Below are 21,850 nucleotides of genomic sequence, written 5' to 3'. Positions count from 1 at the left end.
GTTCGACGGGTCGGGGATTGCGGAGCAGTGGGCCATGGATGGCCCACGCCCCGCCTCCGGACAGGATGTCCGGCGAAGGGGCGGAGCAATCCCCGACCCGGCGGACGACGCCATTCCGCAGCAGACGCCGCCCCGCAGCCTGACGCAACTTCGTCAACAGACCGCCATCGCGGCATTCAGACTTACGTCAAAACACCGACACGCCAACGCTCACGGTCACGGCACAGCGCTTGCACGGCACACGGCATAGCCCCCCAGGAGCGCCGAACGTGTCAGCCCCCAGTTCCCACGCCTCGAAATCCAGCCAACGCCAGCGCGAAGAAGGCGGCAAGCGCAACTGGCTGGCGATCGCCATCGTCCTGGTTGCCGCTGCAGGTGGCGGCGGCTGGTGGTGGCAGCAACAGCAGGTCCAGGCCGCGACCCAGGCACCGGCGCAGTCCGCGCCGGTCCGCCCGCAGGTGCACTACTTCGCCCTGGAACCGGCCTTCGTGGTCAACCTGGCCGACGACAACGAGGTGCGCTACCTCCAGGCCGACCTGCAACTGGTCACCCGCGATCCGGCCACGCTGGCCGCGTTCGAAGCCCACGTGCCGGCGATCCGCAACCGCCTGCTGCTGCTGTTCGGCCAGCAATCCTCGCTGCTGCTCGCACAGCGCAGCGGCAAGGAACGCCTGCAGGAATCGGCGCTGGCCGAAGTGCGCAAACTGCTGCAGACCGAGGGCGCACCCGACAAGGTCGAAGCGGTGATCTTCACCAGCATGGTCACGCAATGATGAGCGCAGACCTGCTTTCCCAGGACGAGATCGACGCCCTGCTGCACGGCGTCGACAGCGGCGTGGTCGAGACCGAACCGCCGCCGGCACCGGGCGAAGCCCGCAGCTACGACTTCGCCAGCCAGGACCGCATCGTCCGCGGCAAGCTGCCGACGCTGGAAATGATCAACGAACGCTTCGCCCGCACCTGGCGCATCGGACTGTTCAACCTGCTGCGCCGCTCGGCCGACCTGTCGGTGCGCGGCATCGACCTGGTGCGCTTCGGCGAGTACATGCACTCGCTGCAGGTCCCGACCAACCTCAACCTGGTCAAGATGAAACCGCTGCGCGGCACGGCGATCGTGATGTTCGAGCCGCGCCTGGTGTTCACCGTGGTCGACAACTTCTTCGGCGGCATGGGCAAGTACCCGGCCAAGATCGAAGGCCGCGAGTTCACGCCGACCGAAATGCGCGTGATCCAGCTTCTGCTCAAGCAGACCTTCGCCGACCTGGTCGATGCCTGGGCGCCGGTGATGCCGGTCGAGTTCGAGTACCTCAACTCCGAGGTCAACCCGCACTTCGCCAACATCATCAGCCCGCGCGACTACATCGTGGTCAGCCGCTTCCATGTCGAGCTCGAAGGCGGTGGTGGCGAGCTGCATGTCGCCCTGCCCTACGCGATGCTGGAACCGATCCGCGAACAGCTCGATGCCGGCGTGCAGAGCGATCGCGTCGAGAAGGACGAAAGCTGGACGCGGGCGATGCGGCTGCAGCTGCAGGACGCCGAGGTCGAGCTCAGCTCGGCGATCGCGCGTCGCCAGATCAGCCTGCGCGAACTGTCGCGCCTGCGCGTGGGCGACATCATCCCCATCGAACTGGCCACCAGCGTCCAGCTGCAGGTCGAGCAGATGCCGCTGTTCTCCGGCGAGTTCGGCGTCCACAACGGCCGCAATGCCATCAAGGTCACGCAGGTCCACGCCGCGCGGACCATCCCTACCCTCGAATCACTCACGGCGACGCCATGAACAACACCGACCTCACCGCTGCACGAGCCGCCTTCGACCCGCTGACCGCCGATGCGTCCTTCGGCCATGGCACCGACCTCAACCTCGACGTCATCCTCGACGTGCCGGTATCGCTGTCGCTGGAAGTCGGCCGCGCACGGATCCCGATCCGCAACCTGCTGCAGCTCAACCAGGGCTCGGTGGTCGAGCTCGAGCGCGGCGCCGGCGAGCCGCTCGACGTCTACGTCAACGGCACGCTGATCGCGCAGGGCGAAGTAGTCGTGGTCAACGACCGCTTCGGTGTTCGCCTTACCGACGTGGTCAGCCCGGCCGAACGGATCAAGAGGCTGCGATGAGCACGGCCGCAAGCCACACGGTGCCCACCACCACCGCGCATGTCGCCGTGCCGGCTGCCCCATCGCCGGCGACCGCCGGCAGCATCGGCGGCGCGGTGTTCGCGCTGGTGTTCGTGATCGGCCTGATCGTCGCGCTGGCCTGGCTGGCCAAGCGCATGCCCGGCTTCGGCGGCGCCAGCAATCCGGCGCTGCGCATCGTCGGCTCGCTCGCCCTGGGGCCGCGCGAGCGCCTGGTCGTCGTCGCTGTCGGACAGACCCAGTTGCTGCTCGGCGTCGGCGCCGGCGGCACACGCACCCTGCACACCCTCGAGCAGCCGCTGCCGGTCGCCGAACCGGCCACGCCGGCATTCGCGCAGCTGCTCGCACAGCATTTCGGAAAGAAGGCATGAGCCGCGACAAGATCATCCGCTGGTCGTTGCGCACGATCGGCAGCCTGCTGGTCGCAGGCCTGTTGACGGTCATGAGCGCAACCGGCACGGCATCGGCGCAGGCGCGCTCGCCGGCGACGCCGCTTCCGGCATCCGTTGCAGCACCGGTCGCACCGACCACTGCCGCGCCGGCCCGCGCCCTGCCGTCGGTCACCGTCGGCAAGGTGGGCGGCGAGACGGTCAGCATGCCGCTGCAGGTACTGGCGCTGATGACCGGCATCACCCTGCTGCCGGCGGCACTGATGGGGATCACCGCGTTCACCCGCATCATCATCGTGCTGAGCCTGCTGCGACAGGCATTGGGCACCGGGCAGACGCCGGGCAACCAGGTTCTGCTCGCGCTGGCGCTGTTCCTGACCGCGATGGTGATGATGCCGGTGTTCGACCAGGCCTGGGCAGCCGGCATCTCGCCGTACCTGAACAACACCATGGACTTCAAGAGTGCCTGGGCGGCGGCGTCGGAGCCGTTCCGCGGCTTCATGTTCGCGCAGGTGCGGCAGAACGACCTGATCACCTTCGCCGGCCTGTCGCACACCGGCCCGTACGCGACACCGCAGGACGTGCCCTTCAGTGTGCTCGCCGCGTCGTTCCTGACCAGCGAGCTCAAGACCGCGTTCGAGATCGCGTTCCTGGTCTACATCCCGTTCGTGATCATCGACCTGGTGGTGGCGAGCGTGCTGATGTCGATGGGCATGATGATGCTGTCGCCGATGCTGATCTCGGCGCCGTTCAAGATCCTGCTGTTCGTGCTCGTCGACGGCTGGGTGCTGGTCGTCGGTTCCCTCGCCGCCAGTTTCAACCCGGTCTGACGGGGCGACGACGATGAGTCCGGAAGTCGCCCTCGGCGAAATCGCGCGCGGCCTGCAGATGGCCATGCTGCTGGGTGCACCGCCGTTGCTGGCGGTGCTCGCCGTCGGCGTGGTGGTCGGCATCCTGCAGGCGGCCACGCAGATCAACGAACCCACGATCGCCTTCGTGGTCAAGGCGATCACGCTGATCGCCACGCTGGCGCTGACCGGGCACTTCCTGCTCGGCCGCATGGTCGCCTTCACGATCGACCTGTTCCACCGCATCCCGCACCTGATCGGCTGAGCGGTATCAATGCAAGTCGCCGACACCGTCACCCTGACCACCGCCAGCGGGCTCGACCTGTTCGCGATGCTCGGCACCGTGCTGTGGTACGCGGTGCGGATCGGCGCGACGATCCAGGTGTTGCCGATGCTCGGCGGTCGTGGCATGCCCCGGCGTGCACGCCTGATGATCACGCTGGCACTGGCCGCTGCAATCTCCCCCGTGCTGCCGACGCCGCCGGCGATGGCGGTCGATGCGGCCACCGTGCTGGGCGTGATCCGCGAGTTCGCCGTAGGCATCGCCATCGGGCTGATGCTGCGGCTCGCGTTCGAGGCCGGCCAGCTCGCCGGCGAACTGGTCTCGCAGGGCATGGGCCTGTCGTTCGCGACCATGGCCGATCCGCTCAGCGGTGCCTCCTCGCCGGTGCTGTCGCAGTGGTTCTACCTGGTGTTCGGACTGCTGTTCTTCACCTTCGATGCCCACCTCGCGCTGATCACGCTGCTGGCCGACAGTTACACGAGCCTGCCGATCGGCGTGGCCCTGCCCGACACCCAGGCCTTCCTTGCCGCCGTGCCGGCCTTCTTCACCACCTGCCTGCGTGCCGGCGTGCTGCTGGCGCTGCCGGTGGTCATGGCGTTGCTGGCGGTGAACATCGCCTTCGGCGTGCTCGCCCGCGCCGCTTCGCAGCTCAACCCGATGGCGATCGGCCTGCCGGTGTCGCTGCTGGTCGGCCTGCTGTTGCTGATGATGCTTGCGCGAGAGCTGCAGGCACCGGTGCAACACCTGTTCAACGATGCCTTCTCCGCCGCGCGCGGCCTGACCGGTTGAGCGGCGATGAGCAGCGAAGACCAGGAGGACCGCACCGAACAACCATCAGAGAAACGACTGCGCGAAGCGCGCGAACGCGGCGACGTGCCGCGCTCGCGCGAGCTGGCCAACGTTGCCGTGCTCGGTTGCGCGGTGATTGCACTGAAGGCCACCAGTGGCCACATCGGCGCCGCCTCGCGCGACTGGCTGCGCGGTGCGCTGACCTTCGACCGTGCCCTGATCGACGCGCCGGACCGCTTCATACCGCATGCGGCCAGCCTGTTCGGCGCCCTCGTGCTGCCGATGCTGCCGCTGGTGCTCGCGGCCCTGGCCGCCTGCGTGATCGCGCCGATGGTGATGGGCGGGCTGCGGTTCGCCGGCGAGTCCCTGCAGCCTGATTTCAAGCGCCTGAACCCCATGGCCGGCCTGGCGCGCATGTACGGCCGCGAAAGCCTGGCCGAAGTACTGCGCTCGCTGCTGCGGGTGCTGCTGATCGGCGGCATCGGCACGTGGGTCGTGCATCGCGCCTTCTCGACGCTGCTGGCAATGCCGCAAGCATCACTTGAGGTGGCCGTCGCCGAGGGGGTCGACCTGGCCGTGACCGCGCTGCTGGCGATGGTCGGTGCGCTGGGGGCGCTGGCCGCCATCGACGTGCCATGGCAGCACTTCCAGTACCGCAGCAAGCTGAAGATGACCAAGCAGGAGCTGCGCGACGAAGCCAAGGAATCGGAGGGCAACCCCGAGGTCAAGGCGCGCGTGCGCCAGGTCGCGCGCGAGATGTCGCGCCGCCGGATGATGGACGCCGTGCCGGGCGCCGACGTCGTGGTGATGAACCCGACCCACTACGCGGTCGCCCTGAAGTACGCCGCCGGACGCATGCGCGCCCCCACCGTGGTGGCCAAGGGCGTCGACGAAATGGCGCTGGCGATCCGCGCCGTGGCCGAGAAGAACCGGGTTGCCGTGATCGAGGCGCCGCCTCTGGCACGCGCCTTGTATCGGCAGGCGCAGGTCGACCAGGAAATCCCGGTGAAGCTCTACGCCGCAGTCGCACAAGTGCTCTCCTACGTGTACCAGCTCAAGGCCTGGGTGCCGGGCCGTGGCCCGATGCCGTCGCTGGCGACGGTCGACGTCGGCAGCGACGGCGCGCCTGACGACGCCCTTGACGAGGACACGTCGCGATGAGCGCCCAGCCCAGCGGTACGCCCGGATGGATGAACGCCATCCGCGACGGCGCCGCCGCACCGATCGTGGTGATGGCGATGCTGGCGATGGTCGTCGTGCCATTGCCGCCGATGCTGCTGGACGCATTGTTCACCATCAACATCGCGCTGTCGCTGGTGGTGATGCTGGCGGTGGTCTACGTCAAGCGGCCGCTGGAGTTCTCGATCTTCCCCAGCGTGCTTTTGATGGTCACCCTGCTGCGGCTGGCGCTGAACGTCGCCTCCACCCGCGTGGTGCTGCTGCACGGCCATGAAGGCGCCGGCGCCGCCGGCCACGTGATCGAGTCGTTCGGCCAGTTCGTGATCGGCGGCAGCTATGCCGTCGGCCTGGTGGTGTTCGCGATCCTCACCATCGTCAACTTCGTGGTCGTCACCAAGGGCGCCGGCCGCATCTCGGAAGTGTCGGCGCGCTTCATCCTCGATGCCCTGCCCGGCAAGCAGATGGCGATCGACGCCGACCTCAACGCCGGCCTGCTCACCCGCGAGGACGCCAAGGCGCGGCGCCAGGAAGTGCGCGATGAAGCCGACTTCTACGGTTCGATGGACGGCGCCAGCAAGTTCGTGCGCGGCGACGCCATCGCCGGCATCCTGATCCTGGTGATCAACCTGGTCGGCGGCATGCTGATCGGTGTTCTGCAGCACGACATGGCCTTCGGCGAAGCGGTCAAGACCTACACCCTGCTGGCAATCGGCGACGGCCTGGTGGCGCAGTTGCCGGCACTGCTGGTGGCGACCGCGGTGGCGATGCTGGTCACCCGCTCCACCGGCGAGCAGGAGATGGGCGCGGCGGTGTCCAAGCAGGTCTTCGGCCACCAGCGTGCGCTCACCGTCTCGGCGCTGCTGATGGCGCTGGTCGGCGTGGTGCCGGGGATGCCGAACGTTCCTTTCCTTCTTCTGGCGGCGATCCTGGGTTTTGCGGCGTGGAAACTGCGCCAGCGTGAAGAGGCGCAGGCCAACGCACCGGAAGCCAGCATTGCCAGCACGCCGTCGCCGAGTGCGGAACTGAGCTGGGACGAGATCCGGCCGGTCGAGCCGCTGGCACTGGAAGTGGGCTACCGCCTGATCGCGCTGGTCGACAAGGCCCAGGGTGGCGAACTTCTGGCGCGCCTCAAAGGCGTGCGCCGCAAGCTCACCCAGGACCTGGGCTTCCTGGTACCGGCGGTTCACGTGCGCGACAACCTCGAACTCGCGCCGGGCCAGTACCGCCTGCTCGTGCACGGCGTGCCCATCGCCACCGGCGAGCTGCATCCCGATCGCGAACTGGCACTGGATCCGGGGCGCGTGTTCGGTCCGCTGGAAGGCATCCCGGGCAAGGACCCGGCCTTCGGACTGGACGCGGTGTGGATCCCGCCGGGCCAGCGTGCCCATGCCGAATCGCTGGGCTACACGGTAGTGGACGCGGCGACGGTGGTCGCCACCCATCTCTCCCACCTGGTCCGCGAGCGCGCGGCCGAACTGCTTGGCCACGAAGAGGTACAGCAGCTGCTGACGGGTCTTGGACGCAGCGTGCCCAAGCTCGTCGAAGATTTGACGCCAAAACTGCTGCCGCTGTCGGTGGTGGTGAAGGTGCTGCAGTCGCTGCTGGCCGAGCGCGTGCCGGTGCGGCAGATGCGCCAGATAGTCGAAGCGCTGCTCGACCACGGCCCGCATACCCAGGACCCGGCCCTGCTCACCGCCGCGGTGCGCACCGCGCTGGGGCGCTTCATCGTCCAGGAACTCAACGGCATGGCCGCCGAGCTGCCCGTCTACACCCTGGCGCCGGCTCTGGAACGGGTATTGCAGGACTCCGTCAGCGGCCAGGGCGCCGCGCTGGAACCCGGACTCGCCGAGCGTCTGCATCAGAACCTCAGCGAGTGCGTGACCCGCCAGGAAGGCCGCGGTGAACCCGCGGTGTTGCTGGTCCCGGGCGGGGTCCGCGCGACGCTGGCGCGGCTGGTGCGGCACAGCGTTCCCTCGCTGTCGGTACTGGCCTACGGCGAGGTCCCCGAGGACAAGCGCCTGCGACTGGTCGGTGCGATTGGGTAAGACAAGCGTGCCTTGAAACAAGCGTGGCGTCGGCGTTCCGGCGCGGCAGGAGGAAGCAGTGAGAATCAAGCGTTTCATCGCCCCCGACATGCGCACCGCGTTGCGCATGGTCCGCGACGAACAGGGCCCCGATGCGGTGATCCTGTCCAATCGCGCCATCGATGGTGGCATCGAGGTTGTCGCCGCCACCGACTACGACGAATCGCTGGTGTCGCAGGCATTGCGCGCCGCGCTGCCGGGCATGGATGTCGCACCGGTGGCTCCGCTGCCTGCTGCACCGATGGCGGCTGTGCCTGCGCCGGTCATGGCTGCAGTCGCAACGATGGCGATGCCTGCTGCCGAACCCTTGCCCGCGGCCATAGCGGTGCAGCGAACCCTGGTTGCCGAACCGGCCATGGCTACCGAATCGGTCGCGACCGCAACGCGTAATGCGCCGGCACGCGAGTCACTCGCGGCGCGCGCACGCGCGGTGTTCAAGATCGGTGACGGCCCGACGCTGGCCGAGTTGACTGCTACGGCGAAGACTCCGGCCCCGGCTGTCACTGCGCCTGCCGATCCGGTCGTGCCGGCGACGGCGCCCGCGTCCATCCAGCCAAGCGTTCTGCCGGCAGTTGTTGCTGCCGCCCCCACCAATGCCTTCGAGGCGATGATGGCCGCGCTCGATCCGGTCGAGCCGGCAACGACCGCCTTGCCTTTCGTCGAGATCGAAACCGCGCCGCAAACAGTGAGCGCACCGGCGCCCGCCAGCGCCATCGATGCCGATTACCTCGCCATCCCCGCCGCCGTGTCCGCGCTGCCGACCACACCGGTCGACCTGCCGGCGGCCAATGAAGACAAGGCAGCGACTCCCGACCCGATCGCCGCACCGGAGGCGCAAGCCCTTCGCGCCATCGAAACCTCCGCCGAGCAGGCCGACCCGGCAATCCTCTCCATGCGTGCCGAGCTGTCGAGCATGCGCCAGCTGATCGAACGGCAGATGGAGCAGTACTCGCTCGAGCGGCTGCGCGGGTCGCCGGCACGCGCCGCGGCCTACGAGGCACTGCTCGACTTCGGCTGCGAAGACGTACTCGCCCAGGCAGTGGCGGCCAAGATCGATCCGCGCCTGGATCCGGCACGGATCCTCGAGCCGATGCTGGCCGAACTGTCGCGCATGATCGCCACCGCGCGCAGCGAAACCATCGACGACGGCGGCGTGATCGCCCTGGTCGGCCCGACCGGTTCGGGCAAGACCACCACGGCCGCCAAGCTGGCCGCGCGCTTCGCCGCGCGCCATCGTGCCCGCGATGTCGCCCTGGTCACCACCGACGGCGAGCGCGCCGGCGCCCGCGAGCAGTTGCATGCGCACGGCCGTCGCCTCGGCATCACCGTCTGCGAGGCCGCCGGTCCCGAAGGCCTGCAGGCCGCGCTTGCCCAGCTCACCGATTACCCGCTGGTGATCGTCGACACGCCCGGCTACTCGCCGCGCGACCGCGGCCTGTTCGGCCAGATCCTGTGGCTGCACCAGTCGCGCAACGTGCGCAGCCTGCTGGTGCTGCCGGCCAATGCCCACCCGCACGACCTCAGCGAAGTCATCCGCCGTTACGGACCGGCCGCGCCCGAGGGCGTGGTGCTGACCAAGGTCGACGAAACCGGACGCCTTGGCTCGGCGCTCTCGGTCACGGTCCGCCACGGCCTGCCGCTGGCCTACACCACCCACGGCCAGAACGTCCCGGACGACATCGACACCGCCGACGCCACCCGCCTGGCACGGACACTGGAGAAAGTGCGCCGTGCTGCCGATAACCCCCTCGCACCCGAGGAACGCCATGCAGTCGCCTGACTCCCACCCGCTCGCCGCGAACGAGCATTCCGCTCCCCTGCCCTCACCTGCAGGCCATGCGGCGCCGCGCGTGATAGCGGTTGCCAGCGGCAAGGGCGGTGTCGGCAAGACCTCGGTGTCGGTCAACCTCGCCACGGCGCTGGTCAATGCCGGCCAGCGCACGCTCCTGCTCGATACCGACCTGGGCCTGGCCAACGTCGACGTGATGCTCGGCCTGTCTCCACGCTTCACCCTGGCCGACGTGTTCGCCGGCCGCTGTGAACTTCGCGACACGATCATCGAGGGACCTGGCGGTCTGATGGTGGTGCCGGCCTCCTCGGGCAAGCGCCACATGACCGAACTGCAACCGCAGCAGCACGTCGGCCTGGTGCATGCGTTCTCGCAGCTCGACCTGCCGCTCGACGCGATGGTCATCGACAACGCAGCCGGCATCGCCGACGGCGTGCTGACGTTCTGCCAGGCCGCGCAGGACGTGATCGTCGTGGTCTGCGACGAGCCGGCCTCGGTCACCGATGCCTACGCGCTGATCAAGGTGCTCAACCGCGAGCGCGGCCTGACCCGCGTGCAGGTGCTGGCCAACCAGGTGCAGCACGCCGCCGAAGGCCGCCAGCTGTTCGAGAAGCTGCAGCGCGTCAGCAACCGCTTCCTCGACATCACCCTCAACTACCTCGGCGCGATTCCGCGCGACGAATGGCTGCGCCGCGCCATCCAGCGCCAGGAAGCCGTCGTCGATGCATTCCCGTCGGCGCCGTCGGCACTGGCGTTCCGCGACATCGCCCGCCGATCGCGGCAATGGCAGTCGCCGCCGGGGCCGCGCGGGCATGTTGAATTCTTCATCGAGCGCCTGATCGCACAGGCACCGGCGAATGTGCAGCCGATTGCGTCGGCGGTCGCGCCGATGCGGCGCTCGGCCGCATGAACGCCGTCGCCGCCGCCCACTACCGCGCCGCCCAGAACGGCAGCGCCGCCGACATCGTCGTGCGTCATGGCGAGCTGGTCCGACGCATCGCCCACCACCTGGCCGCGCGCCTGCCGGCCAGCGTCGAGATCGACGACCTGATCCAGGCCGGCATGCTCGGCCTGATCGATGCGGCCCGCAACTTCCAGGCCGACCAGGGTGCCGCCTTCGAAACCTATGCCTCCATCCGCATCCGCGGCGCGATGATCGACGAGATCCGCAGGGGCGACTGGGTGCCGCGCTCGGTGCACCGGCGCTACCGCGACATGATCGCCGCCACGCGCGACATCGAGCAGCGCACCGGCCGCGCCGCCACCGCGCAGCAGGTCGCCGACGCGCTCGGCATCGGCCTGGACGAGTACCACCGCATGGTCGAGGACGCGGCCCGCGGCCAGCTGGTCAGCCTCGATGCCCACATGGAAGAACACGACGGCGAACCGCGCCTGGCCACGAGCAGCAACGCCACGCCGGCACGTATGTTCGAGAACGGCGCGTTCCGCGAAGCACTGGGCGAAGCGATCGGCGGCCTGCCCGAGCGCGAGCAGCTGGTGCTGTCGCTGTACTACGAGCAGGAAATGAACCTGCGCGAGATCGGCGCGGTGCTGTCGGTCAGCGAATCGCGCGTCTGCCAGATCCACGGCCAGGCCATGGTGCGCCTGCGCGCCCGCCTGGGCGACTGGCGCGGCGACCGCGAAGAAGACGACGACTACCTTCCCTGACCACTTTCCGCAATCGCCAACACCCGAACCACCACGAGACCCGCATGGACAAGAACATCCGCATCCTCATCGTCGACGACTTCTCAACCATGCGCCGCATCGTCAAGAACCTGCTCAACGACCTGGGATTCTTCAATACCGCCGAAGCCGATGACGGCAACAGCGCCCTGGTCGAGCTGCGCAAGGGCCCGTTCGACCTGGTCATCACCGACTGGAACATGCCCGGCATGCCCGGCATCGACCTGCTCAAGGCGATCCGCGCCGATACCGCGCTGGCGAAGATCCCGGTGTTGCTGGTCACCGCCGAGGCCAAGCGCGAGCAGATCCTCGAAGCCGCGCAGGCCGGCGTCAATGGCTACGTGATCAAGCCTTTCACCGCCGCGACGCTGGGCGACAAGCTCGGCAAGATCTTCGAGCGCCTCGGGGCCGCGGCGTGAATGCCGTGCCGGTTTCCGCCGGCGCCCGCATGGGCGACCGCCAGACCGTGATCGACTGCCTGCACGCCGCGCTCGACGCCCTCGAGGCCGACGATCACTCGGCGTGGCGCACGCATGTCGATGAACTGATCCAGTGGCGCACGCAACCGCTGGTTCAGGGGCTGGCGAAGCTGGCGCGCGAACTCGAGCAGGCGATGGGCGATGGCAGCGGGGCCGGCAGTGGTTCCCTGCCCGAAGCCTGCGCGCGACTGGAGCACGTCGTGCGCATGAGCGAAGACGCCAGCCACCACAGCCTCGACCTGATCCAGGAATGTGGCGCGTTGCTCGCCACGCTGCCGGAAGCCGGCCCGGAAGAGCACGCCGCCACGCTGCTGGCGATCCGCGCCCGCCTTTCCGAGATGACAGCAGCCCAGGGCTACCAGGACCTCACCGGGCAGATCATCCGCCGCGTGGTCGAGCTGGTCCGCGCGGTGCATGCGGGCCTGGGCGACATGGCCGATCGCGATGGCCATGATGACAACGGCCGGCTGCGGCTGCCCAGCCACGGCCACGGCCCGTCCCTGGCTGGCGTCGATCCGCCTGCGGCAACGCAGGACGACGCCAACCAGCTGTTGTCGTCGCTGGGGTTGTAGCCGACGTGTCTGCCATCGCCTCCGACATCTGCGCCGACTTCCTCGTCGAGGTCGGCGAGATCCTCGACCAGCTCGGCGAGCAGATGGTCGCGCTGGAGCACGCCCCGACCGACCGCGAATGCCTCAACGCGGTGTTCCGCGGATTCCACACCATCAAGGGCGGCGCCGGCTTCCTAGACTTCACGCCGATGGTGGCGATCTGCCATGCAGTGGAAGATCGCCTCAACGCCGCGCGCACCGGCGTTGCCCCGCTCGATGCCGAAGCCTTCGACGGCGCGCAGCAATCGCTCGACCTGCTGACCGACATGCTCCACAGCGTGTCGGCCGGGATGGCGCCCACGCCCGCGCCCGATGCGTTGCTGGCTTCGTTGCGTGCCGGTGCCTGCGCGCAAACCCAGGTGATGGCCGCGCCCAGCGCCGCGATCGCTGCGTTTGCGTCCGGCGGCGACGACATCGACGACCTCGATTTCGAAGCCCTGCTCGACAGCCTCCATGGGGCTGGCGGCATTCCCGGTGAAGCAGCGCCTGCGCCTGCGCCGGCCGTGGTCGCGCCCGTTCAGGCCGCCACGCCTGTGCCTGCCAAATCAGCCGCGGCCGCGCCAGCCGAACCGGCTGAGGTCACCGTCCGCGTCGACGTGCGCCGCCTGGACGCGATGGTCAACCTGGTCGGCGAGCTCGTACTGGCCCGCAACCGCCTCAAGACGATCCGCCCGCGCCTTCGCGACGACGATCTCGACCGCGCGGTCAGCTCGCTCGATGTCGCCACCTCGCGCCTGCAGTCGGCGGTGATGACCGCGCGCATGCAGCCGGTCGGTCGCGTCTTCGCCCGATTCCCCAAGCTCGCGCGCGACGTCGCGCGGCAGCTCAAGAAGAACGTCGACCTGGAAGTGGTCGGCGCCGAGACCGAACTCGACCGCAACCTGGTCGAAGCGCTGGCCGACCCGCTGGTGCACCTGGTCCGCAATGCGATCGACCACGGCATCGAGATGCCACAGGCACGCACCCGCGCCGGCAAGCCCGAGCAGGGCCGCGTGCGCCTGAGCGCGCAGCAGGAAGGCGACCACGTCGCCATCGAAGTCCGCGACGACGGCAACGGCATCGATCCGGAGAAGGTCCGTCGCAAGGCCATCGACAAGGGCCTGATCGACGCCGAGGCCGCAGCGCGCCTGTCGGGCGAGGAATGCCTGCAGCTGATCTTCCTGCCCGGCTTCTCCACCCGTGACGAAGTCAGCGACCTGTCCGGTCGCGGTGTCGGCATGGACGTGGTGCAGTCGCGCATCCGTGAACTGTCCGGATTCGTGCAGATCCACTCCGAGCCCGGCGTCGGTAGCCGCTTCGCGATCCGCGTGCCGCTCACGCTCGCGATCCTGCCGACGCTGCTGGTCGAGATCGACGACGACGTCTATGCACTTCCGCTGGTGCGAGTGGTCGAAGTGCTCGCCTACCAGACCGGCAACACATTGGTGATCGACGGCCAGCAGGTACTGGACCTGCGCCAGGAACCGCTGCCACTGCTTGACCTGCGCGAATGGCTCGGCCTGGCGCCGGTCACGCTGGCCGAAGCAACCTGCGTCGTCCTGCAGTCGGGCGAGCAACGCTTCTGCCTGATCGTCGATCGCGTGCGCGGTCGCGAGGAAGTCGTCATCAAGGCACTGCCGCCGACGCTGCGTGGATTGCCCGGCTACGCCGGCGCCAGCCTCGTTGGTGACGGTCGCATGACATTGATCCTGGACGTCGATGCACTGCTGCGCACCGGATTGCGCGAAAGCGTGGCGGGTTCGCGTTCGCAGCTCAAGTAATCCCCACTGCAACCGATAAAAACCTCATGGATCGACTCAGTATCACTGGTGCAGTTCTCGCCCTGGCAGCACTGCTGGGTGGCAGCGTGCTCAAGGGCGCCGGTTTGTCCGGGCTTTGGTCGCCGGCAGCATTCGTGATCGTCATCATCGGCACGTTGGCGGCGATCCTGCTGCAGACGCCGATGGCGACGTTCATGCGGGCGATGCGGATGTTCCGCTGGGTGTTCCAGCCGCCCGCGCACGATCGCGTGGCGGTGATCGCGCAGATCGTCGAATGGTCCACCACTGCGCGCAAGCAGGGGCTGCTGGGCCTGGAAGCACAGGTGCAGATGCAGGAGGACGCGTTCATGCGCAAGGGTCTGCAGATGGTCGTCGACGGCGTCGAGCCCGAATCGATCCGGCAGATGCTCGAGATCGACCTGCACGGCCAGAGCTCGCGCGACCTGGCCGCGGCCAAGGTGTTCGAGGGCATGGGCATCTACGCGCCGACACTGGGCATCATCGGTGCCGTCCTGGGCCTCATGGCGGTGATGAAGAACCTCGCCGACCCGAGCAAGCTCGGCCACGGCATCGCCGCGGCGTTCACCGCGACCATCTACGGCATCGGTTCGGCCAACCTGGCGCTGCTGCCGATGGCGAGCAAGCTCAAGGGGCTGGTGCAGTCGCAGACCGAAGAGCGCGAGATGATCATCGAAGGCCTGATCGCCATCGCCCAGGGCGAGAATCCGCGCAACATCGAAGCCCGCCTCAACGGCTACGTGCACTGAGGGCGCGATGGCACGCAAACGCCACCACGAAGACCACATCAACCATGAAGCCTGGGCGATCCCCTATGGCGACCTGATGACGTTGTTGCTGGCCTTCTTCGTGGTGATGTACGCGATCTCCTCGATCAACGAGGGCAAGTACCGGGTCGTGTCCGATGCATTGTCGTCGGCCTTTGGCGGCCCGCCGCGGACCATCGTGCCGATCCAGCTCGGCAAGGCGCAGCTGCGCGGCTCGTCGTTCGACCGGCCCTCGCTGCAGACCGCCGCGGCCAAGACCGGCCCGGCCTCGACCACCGCGGTGACCAGCGTGCGCGTGCGGCAGATGCTCGACATGCCCACCTTCGGCCGTAACCACCAGAACAACTCCGCGGTCGAACAGCATGCGCTGCTCGAGCGCGATACCCAGCTCAACTCGCTCGGGGCGAAGATCCAGGAAGCCCTGACCGAACTGGTGCGGCAGAAGCTGGTCACGGTGCGTCGCGGCCGCACCTACCTGGAAGTCGAGATCCAGAGCGACATCCTGTTCGCCAGCGGTGTCGCCCAGCCCAGTGCCGTGGCCAGCGCCACGGTGCGCAAGCTCGCCGCGGTGCTGCGCGAAGCGCCCAACGCGCTGCGCGTGGAGGGTTACACCGACAACGTCCCGATCAATACCGTGCAGTTCCAGTCGAACTGGGAGCTGTCGGCGGCGCGCGCGGCGAGCGTGGTGCACGTGCTCGTTGCCGAGGGCATCGGCGCCGATCGCCTTGCGGTCGTCGGTTATGGCCAGCACCAGCCGATCGCCGACAACGCCACCGTCGAAGGCCGCAACGCCAATCGTCGCGTCCTGCTGGTGATCCTCGCCGCACCCCAGGGCCCGGACGCGGTTCCGGACAAGACACCGGCCATCGCGCTGGGCGAAGCACCGCCTGTCCCGATGCAACAGGCCACGCCCGCAACCACGGCGCCATCCACGACGGCCATCGGCACGGTCGCGATCCATGCGCCGGCCGGCATTCCACGCGTCATCCCGCACGCCGCCAGCCCAGCCGCCACCGTGACACCACCCGCGGCGGCCACGCATGAGGTGCAAGCGCCTTCCATCCACTCAGCGATGACCGCACCACCGGCAACGGTGTATGCACGACTCGCGTCCGACTCGGAGGCTGGCTGACATGCAAGCCTGGGCCATCGCAAACCAGAAAGGCGGCGTGGGCAAGACCACGACCACCTTGTGCCTCGCCCGCGGCCTCGCATTCGCCGGCCATCGCGTCCTGCTCATCGACCTCGATCCGCACGCCTCGCTGACCCGCGCGTTCGGCGTGCCGGCCATGCCACCGCCGGCCGGCACCCACGACCTGTTCGGCAGCGACGGCCCCTCGCTGGCGGCGCTGGCACGCAGCACCGATGTCGACGGCCTCAAGCTGGTCGCCGCACAACCGGCACTGGCCACGCTTGAACGTCGCGGCGCGACCCAGCCAGGCCTCGGCCTCGCCCTCGGACGTGCACTGCACTTCGTGCAGTCGAGCTACGACTACGCCCTGCTCGACTGCCCGCCCACACTGGGCCTGCTGATGGTCAACGCGCTGGCCGCGGCCGATTGCCTGGTGGTGCCGACACAGACCGATCCGCTCGCCCTGCACGGACTGGCCGACATGCTGCGCACGGCCGAGATGGTCGAGCGTTCGCGACGCCGGCCGATGCCGCGCTACGTGCTGCCGACGCTGTTCGACCGGCGCACGCGCACCGGCGTGCAGAGCCTGGACCTGCTCCACGATCGCTACGAGGACCGCGTCTGGCCAGGCGCCGTGCCGATGGACACGCGCCTGCGCGACGCCCATGGCCTGACCACCGCGGAGATGCCGACCGGACGCGGTGCCGATGCCTACCGCCGCGCCCTGAAGTGGTTGCTGGCACAGGACGGCAGCGCCCAGCAGCAGGCCGCATGAGCGCAGGCCGAATGAGCAACCGTGGCGCCATGACGATCGACGATTACCTCGATGCCTTGCTCGATGGCACACCGGTTACCGCGGAAGCTGTTGACGTGCTCCTGCCGGGAATGGCAACCGAACCGACGGCCACCGCCATGGTCCATGCGGACGACGTGGCACCGCCGCCGGTCGCGCAACTGCCACCAGCGCCCGTGGCAGTGCCGCCACCTCCGGTACAGCGTGCAACCGCCCCCGCCGCGCCAGTGGCGCAGGCGCCGGCAATGGCCGCGGCGACGTCACAACGCTGGTTGCGCGCCAACATCGGACGCGACAGCTACGCGCTTGAACTGCTGCGCGTGCAGGAAGTGCTGCGCCCCTCGCCGATCGTGGCGATGCGTGGCGCCGCGCCGGCAGTGCTCGGCGTGATGAACCTGCGCGGCCGGGTCGTGCCGGTGTTCGACCTGGGCGTGTGGCTCGGCACCGGCCGGGTGCAGCCCGACGAACGCAGCCGCATTGTCGTGGTCGAGCGCAACGACGAGCTGATCGGCGCGCTGGTCAGCGCGGTCGAAGACGTCGTCACGCTCGGCCGCGACCGCGTCGAGCCGCCGCTGTCGGGCAGCGACCCGGGCGCCATCGTCGGCATAGCGCGCGTCGGCAACGTGCCGACGGTGCTGCTGGATGCGAACGCATTGTTCGGTTGATTGCCAAGGCTGGAAGCGGGAATCGGGAATGGGGAATGGGGAAAGAAAGGTAGTCACAGCCTACGTCCTGTCGCCTCCGTCTCACGTTCCCCCTTCCCGATTCCCGCTCTTCACTCCCGCATTTCAAGGAAACCGGGGCTCAAGTCACACAACCGCCGGCCGTTATATCCACTTGAGTACCCGCCAGCAGCTGACATATGAACCAGCTCTCCCTGCAAACCGACCTGGGCATCGAATGCGTCGCCGAGCTGCAAGCGGCACTGCAACCGCACCTGGATGACCAAATGCCCCTGGCACTGGCCGGCGATCGCGTCGAGCGCGTGCACGCCGCGGGCCTGCAGTTGCTCCACGCCTTTGTCCGCGACCGCGCCGCGCGCGGCCACCAGACCACCGTCACCCTTGCCTCGCCGACCCTGGCCGCGGCCGCGCGCCAGCTTGCCCTGGCCGTCAGCCTCGGGGTCGACACCGACACCGACACCGGAGAGACCGCTTGAGCGCGCAACTGTTGATCGTCGACGATTCCACTTCCATGCGGCAGATGGTCGCCTTCGCGCTGACCTCCGGCGGCTACACCGTGCGCGAGGCCGAGGACGGCAAGGCCGCGCTCGACATCGCCCGCACCCAGCGTTTCGACGCGGTGGTGACCGACGTCAACATGCCGGTCATGGACGGCATCACGCTGATCCGCGAACTGCGCCAGCTTCCGGCCTACAAGTTCACGCCGCTGCTGATGCTGACCACCGAATCGGGCGGCGACAAGAAGATGGAAGGCAAGGCCGCCGGCGCCACTGGCTGGCTGGTCAAGCCGTTCGATCCCGAACAGCTCGTCGCGACCATCCGCAAGGTACTTGGCTGAGCCATGGACATCACCCGCTTCCACGCTGCGTTCTTCGAGGAAAGCCGTGAAGGGCTGGACGCGATGGAGAGCGGACTGCTCACGCTGGAAAGCGGTGGCGGCAACGCGGAGACGATCAACGTCATCTTCCGCGCCGCGCATTCGATCAAGGGCGGCGCGGCGACGTTCGGCTTCACCGCCGTCACCGACCTCACCCACCTGCTGGAAACCCTGCTCGACGAAGCTCGCGGCGGGCGTCGCGCACTCGACTCTGCCGCGATCGGCGCATTGCTGGTGGCCGTCGACGTGCTGCGCTCGCTGCTGTCGGCGTGCGAGCACGGCACGCCGGTCGACCAGGCCGCGCTGACCCAGGCACGCGCCGGGCTCGATCGCCTGCTGGCCGGCGACGCGGCGGCGACGGCCGCCACAAGCACCACCACCAGTGCCGTAGCTGCAGCGCCGGCCGGCGACTGGCAGATCGCCTTCAAGCCCGCTCCGTCGATGTTCATGGGCGGCAACGACCCGCTGCGCATCCTGCGCGAACTGGCCAGCCATGGCGAACTGGGCGTCACCTGCCTGGATTCGCGACTGCCGTCGTTCGAGCAGATGGATCCGTTCGAGGCCTACCTGGCGTGGGATCTCACCCTGCCCGGCCACGTCTCGCGTGCGGCCATCGACGAGGCGTTCGCCTGGGTCGAGGGCGAATGCGAGCTCAATATCAGTTCCACCGCGCTCGCACCCGTCGCTCCGGTGCAGGAAGCGCCCACCGCGCTACCCGCCGACCCCGTCGCTTCGCGCGGCGACAGCGCCGACAGCTCGATCCGCGTGGCCGTGGCCAAGGTCGATGCGTTGATCAACCTGGTCGGCGAACTGGTGATCACCCAGGCGATGCTGCGCCAGCGGTCCGAGACGCTGGACCCGGTCGCCAACGAACTGTTGCTGTCGGGCCTGGTGCAGCTTGAGCGCAATACCCGCGACCTGCAGGAATCGGTCATGGGCGTGCGCATGCTGCCGGTGGAGTTCGCCTTCAGCCGCTTCCCGCGCATGGTCCGCGACCTCGCCACCCGCCTGGACAAGAAGGTCCAGCTGCGCACGTTCGGCGAGGCCACCGAGCTGGACAAGGGCGTGATCGAGAAGATCGTCGATCCGCTCGTGCACCTGGTGCGCAACGCCATCGACCACGGCCTGGAAATGCCCGCCGACCGCCGTGCCGCCGGCAAGGACGAGGCCGGCACGCTGACGCTGTCGGCCGCGCACCAGGGCGGATACATCGTGATCGAAGTCGGCGACGACGGCCGTGGCCTCAATCGCGAACGGATCCTGCGCAAGGCCGCCGAACGCAACCTGGCCGTGCCCGAGAACCCGACCGACTCGCAAGTCTGGGACCTGGTGTTCGCACCGGGCTTCTCGACCGCCGAAGCGCTGACCGACCTGTCCGGTCGCGGTGTCGGCATGGACGTGGTCAAGAAGAACATCAACGCCCTCGGTGGCCAGGTCGAGATCCGCAGCCAGTACGGCCACGGCACCACCGTCTCGATCCGCCTGCCACTGACGCTGGCGATCGTCGACGGCATGTCGGTGGCGGTGGGCGACGAAGTGTTCATCGTCCCGCTCAACATGGTGGTCGAATCGCTGCAGCCGGCGCCCGCCGATGTGCGCACGATCGGTGGCGACACCCGCGTGCTGCGCGTGCGCGAGGACTACCTGCCGCTGGTCAACCTCGCCCGCCAGTACGGCCTGCCCGCGGCAACGCGCGCGGCCGATGCCGAGCCGTCGACACCGATCGCGGTGGTCGTGGAAAGCGATGGCCGTCGCCTGGCGCTGGAGGTCGACGAACTGCTCGGCCAGCAGCAGGTCGTGGTCAAGAACCTGGAAAGCAATTACCGCCGCGTGCCCGGCGTGTCGGGGGCGACCATCCTCGGCGACGGCCGCGTGGCACTGATCGTCGACACCGACGGCCTCGTGCAGGCCGCGCGCCCGCCGCTGGCCGCCTGAGCGGACACCCCAACTCCACGCGCCGACATTCCCACCGAGGCAGCTCCATGAGCAACATCACCGCAACATCCAAGCGCAACGACCACGGTGCCCGGGCGCACTCGGCCGAACCGGCCGACGAGTACCTGACCTTCGCCCTGGGCGAAGAGGAATACGGCGTGGAGATCCTCAAGGTGCAGGAGATCCGCGGCTACGACACGGTGACCCGCCTGCCGGACGCACCGGACTACATCAAGGGCGTGATCAACCTGCGCGGCACCATCGTCCCGGTCATCGACATGCGCCTGAAGTTCCGCCTGGCCAGGGTCGAGTACAACGCGCTGACGGTGATGATCGTGCTCAACGTCGCCGACCGCGTCGTCGGCATGGTCGTGGACAGCGTCTCGGACGTGATCCAGCTCGAGGCCGAACAGATCCGCCCGGTGCCCGACATCGGCTCGGCGATCGACCGCCAGTTCATCACCGGCATCGGCACCCAGGGTGATCGCATGCTGATCCTGCTCGAGATCGAACGCCTGATGACCAGCGCCGAGATGGGCCTGGTCGCCGAGGCCGTGGCGGCCTGAGGACGCGCTGCGGCCCTCCTGGCGTGGTGGTCAGGTGATCGCCTTGACACACCGGCGCACGCGCCGCCTGGCGCCTTGCTCAACGCCTCATTCACTCCTTCAACGCCACCATCGCTCGATGGACCCACCGCGTGGAGTGAACGAACTGCCGTGACCGACCTGTTTGATTGCATCGTCGTCGGTGGCGGGCCGGCCGGATTGACCGCTGCCACCTACCTGGCGCGCTACCGCCGGTCCATCGTCGTTTTCGACCATGGCCTGTCGCGGGCCGTGTGGATCCCGACCAGCCACAACTGCCCCGGCTTTCCCGATGGCGTGGGCGGACGCGAGCTTCTCGCGCGGATGCGCCGGCAAGCAACGACCTTCGGCGTGCATACCATTGACGAGGAAGTCGATGCACTGCAGCGCGACGGGGATCAGTTCGTCCTCAGTCATGGCAGGACCTCGACGCGGGCCCGCAACGTGATCCTTGCCTCCGGCTGCGAGGACATCATGCCCGCGATGGAAGACCTGGAAGCCGCCGTCGCCTGCGGGGCCGTGCGCCTGTGCGCAATCTGCGACGCGTTTGAAGCAATCGACCAGGAGATTGCCGTGTACGGGCCACTGGAGCATGCCGCATCGCATGCCGTCTTCCTGCGCACCTATTCCCGCAGGCTGGTCATGATCCCTTCGCAGGAACCGCAAGACGAAGATGCGGGCCACGAGCTGGAGCGCAACGGGATCGAAGTGACCCGGCCGGCCGGAGTCCCGCGCTTCGACGGCAAGCGCTGCCACTTCGAGATCGACGGCAGCTCCCGCAGCTTCGATGTCGTGTACCCGTCGATGGGGCTGATCTCGCGCTCGAGCCTGGCCACCGACGCCGGCGCGAAATGCGATGAGGACGGAGCCCTCATCACGGACCGGCACCTGATGACCTCGATCGACGGGCTCTACGCCATCGGCGATGTCGTCAGCGGCCTCAACCAGATCTCCGTCGCGACCGGACACGCAGCCATCGCAGCGACAGCCGTGCACAACCGCCTGGAGCCCAACGCCTGCTGACGCAGGCAACG

General features: G+C 68.5%; 24 protein-coding genes. All 24 read left to right on the top strand.

From position 1 onward, the window contains the following. The first annotated feature begins 269 nt into the window (after positions 1-269). Positions 270-773: a flagellar basal body-associated FliL family protein gene (locus AC3A3Q_RS14895; protein ID WP_487586981.1), complete on the top strand. Its 504-nt coding sequence runs from the start codon at positions 270-272 to the stop codon at positions 771-773. Next, positions 770-1,777, top strand: a complete 1,008-nt coding sequence (gene fliM, locus AC3A3Q_RS14890; RefSeq protein ID WP_158730979.1) for a flagellar motor switch protein FliM — start codon at positions 770-772, stop codon at positions 1,775-1,777. The genes AC3A3Q_RS14895 and fliM overlap by 4 nt, the downstream gene beginning before the upstream one ends. Continuing rightward, positions 1,774-2,112 carry a flagellar motor switch protein FliN gene (gene fliN / locus AC3A3Q_RS14885; RefSeq protein ID WP_487586980.1) on the top strand — a complete coding sequence of 113 codons (339 nt, stop codon included), beginning with the start codon at positions 1,774-1,776 and terminating at the stop codon, positions 2,110-2,112. Before fliM ends, fliN begins: the two co-directional genes overlap by 4 nt. Beyond that, positions 2,109-2,501, top strand: a complete 393-nt coding sequence (gene fliO / locus AC3A3Q_RS14880; RefSeq protein WP_487586979.1) for a flagellar biosynthetic protein FliO — start codon at positions 2,109-2,111, stop codon at positions 2,499-2,501. Before fliN ends, fliO begins: the two co-directional genes overlap by 4 nt. Positions 2,502-2,572: 71 nt before the next feature. Continuing rightward, the gene (fliP, locus tag AC3A3Q_RS14875) at positions 2,573-3,349 is read left to right on the top strand and encodes a flagellar type III secretion system pore protein FliP (protein ID WP_487587046.1); all 777 of its coding nucleotides are present in this window, start codon (positions 2,573-2,575) and stop codon (positions 3,347-3,349) included. A 13-nt stretch (positions 3,350-3,362) separates the two neighbouring features. Then, complete coding sequence (locus AC3A3Q_RS14870; RefSeq protein ID WP_487586978.1) at positions 3,363-3,632, top strand: flagellar biosynthetic protein FliQ; 270 nt, start codon at positions 3,363-3,365, stop codon at positions 3,630-3,632. A gap of 9 nt (positions 3,633-3,641) precedes the next feature. Further along, positions 3,642-4,439: a flagellar biosynthetic protein FliR gene (gene fliR, locus AC3A3Q_RS14865; protein WP_487586977.1), complete on the top strand. Its 798-nt coding sequence runs from the start codon at positions 3,642-3,644 to the stop codon at positions 4,437-4,439. Between the two features lie 6 nt (positions 4,440-4,445). Then, complete coding sequence (flhB, locus tag AC3A3Q_RS14860; protein WP_487586976.1) at positions 4,446-5,600, top strand: flagellar biosynthesis protein FlhB; 1,155 nt, start codon at positions 4,446-4,448, stop codon at positions 5,598-5,600. After that, positions 5,597-7,663, top strand: a complete 2,067-nt coding sequence (gene flhA, locus AC3A3Q_RS14855; protein WP_487586975.1) for a flagellar biosynthesis protein FlhA — start codon at positions 5,597-5,599, stop codon at positions 7,661-7,663. The genes flhB and flhA overlap by 4 nt, the downstream gene beginning before the upstream one ends. 58 nt (positions 7,664-7,721) lie before the next feature. Then, positions 7,722-9,482, top strand: a complete 1,761-nt coding sequence (locus AC3A3Q_RS14850; protein WP_487586974.1) for a flagellar biosynthesis protein FlhF — start codon at positions 7,722-7,724, stop codon at positions 9,480-9,482. Beyond that, the gene (locus AC3A3Q_RS14845; protein WP_487586973.1) at positions 9,469-10,401 is read left to right on the top strand and encodes a MinD/ParA family protein; all 933 of its coding nucleotides are present in this window, start codon (positions 9,469-9,471) and stop codon (positions 10,399-10,401) included. Before AC3A3Q_RS14850 ends, AC3A3Q_RS14845 begins: the two co-directional genes overlap by 14 nt. Then, positions 10,398-11,159: an RNA polymerase sigma factor FliA gene (locus AC3A3Q_RS14840; protein ID WP_487586972.1), complete on the top strand. Its 762-nt coding sequence runs from the start codon at positions 10,398-10,400 to the stop codon at positions 11,157-11,159. The genes AC3A3Q_RS14845 and AC3A3Q_RS14840 overlap by 4 nt, the downstream gene beginning before the upstream one ends. Positions 11,160-11,203: 44 nt before the next feature. Beyond that, positions 11,204-11,596 carry a chemotaxis response regulator CheY gene (gene cheY / locus AC3A3Q_RS14835; RefSeq protein ID WP_158730968.1) on the top strand — a complete coding sequence of 131 codons (393 nt, stop codon included), beginning with the start codon at positions 11,204-11,206 and terminating at the stop codon, positions 11,594-11,596. After that, positions 11,593-12,228 (top strand): protein phosphatase CheZ, encoded by a 636-nt coding sequence (locus AC3A3Q_RS14830; RefSeq protein WP_487586971.1) that lies wholly within the window; start codon positions 11,593-11,595, stop codon positions 12,226-12,228. The genes cheY and AC3A3Q_RS14830 overlap by 4 nt, the downstream gene beginning before the upstream one ends. Positions 12,229-12,233: 5 nt before the next feature. Continuing rightward, the gene (locus tag AC3A3Q_RS14825; RefSeq protein ID WP_487586970.1) at positions 12,234-14,027 is read left to right on the top strand and encodes a chemotaxis protein CheA; all 1,794 of its coding nucleotides are present in this window, start codon (positions 12,234-12,236) and stop codon (positions 14,025-14,027) included. 26 nt (positions 14,028-14,053) lie between these two features. Further along, on the top strand, positions 14,054-14,794 hold the full coding sequence (locus AC3A3Q_RS14820; protein ID WP_487586969.1) for a flagellar motor protein: 741 nt from the start codon (positions 14,054-14,056) through the stop codon (positions 14,792-14,794). 7 nt (positions 14,795-14,801) lie between these two features. Further along, positions 14,802-15,944, top strand: a complete 1,143-nt coding sequence (motD, locus tag AC3A3Q_RS14815; RefSeq protein ID WP_487586968.1) for a flagellar motor protein MotD — start codon at positions 14,802-14,804, stop codon at positions 15,942-15,944. A gap of 1 nt (position 15,945) precedes the next feature. Then, entirely contained in the window at positions 15,946-16,719 is a 774-nt protein-coding gene (locus tag AC3A3Q_RS14810) for a ParA family protein (RefSeq protein ID WP_487586967.1), read from the top strand. Next, positions 16,716-17,402 carry a chemotaxis protein CheW gene (locus tag AC3A3Q_RS14805; protein WP_487586966.1) on the top strand — a complete coding sequence of 229 codons (687 nt, stop codon included), beginning with the start codon at positions 16,716-16,718 and terminating at the stop codon, positions 17,400-17,402. The genes AC3A3Q_RS14810 and AC3A3Q_RS14805 overlap by 4 nt, the downstream gene beginning before the upstream one ends. Before the next feature lie 197 nt (positions 17,403-17,599). Then, on the top strand, positions 17,600-17,896 hold the full coding sequence (locus AC3A3Q_RS14800) for an STAS domain-containing protein (RefSeq protein WP_487586965.1): 297 nt from the start codon (positions 17,600-17,602) through the stop codon (positions 17,894-17,896). After that, positions 17,893-18,258 carry a response regulator gene (locus tag AC3A3Q_RS14795; RefSeq protein ID WP_487586964.1) on the top strand — a complete coding sequence of 122 codons (366 nt, stop codon included), beginning with the start codon at positions 17,893-17,895 and terminating at the stop codon, positions 18,256-18,258. Before AC3A3Q_RS14800 ends, AC3A3Q_RS14795 begins: the two co-directional genes overlap by 4 nt. Positions 18,259-18,261: 3 nt before the next feature. After that, entirely contained in the window at positions 18,262-20,232 is a 1,971-nt protein-coding gene (locus AC3A3Q_RS14790) for a chemotaxis protein CheW (protein ID WP_487586963.1), read from the top strand. A gap of 47 nt (positions 20,233-20,279) precedes the next feature. Beyond that, positions 20,280-20,798: a chemotaxis protein CheW gene (locus AC3A3Q_RS14785; protein WP_487586962.1), complete on the top strand. Its 519-nt coding sequence runs from the start codon at positions 20,280-20,282 to the stop codon at positions 20,796-20,798. A gap of 150 nt (positions 20,799-20,948) precedes the next feature. Continuing rightward, a complete protein-coding gene (locus AC3A3Q_RS14780) occupies positions 20,949-21,839 on the top strand; it encodes an NAD(P)/FAD-dependent oxidoreductase (protein ID WP_487586961.1) in 891 nt (296 codons plus the stop codon). Positions 21,840-21,850 lie beyond the last annotated feature (11 nt).

The sequence above is a fragment of the Lysobacter sp. Soil_C_59 genome, from assembly GCF_057656415.1.
The sequence above is the reverse complement of the archived record's forward strand: the minus strand, read 5'-3'. Positions and strand labels throughout refer to the sequence as shown.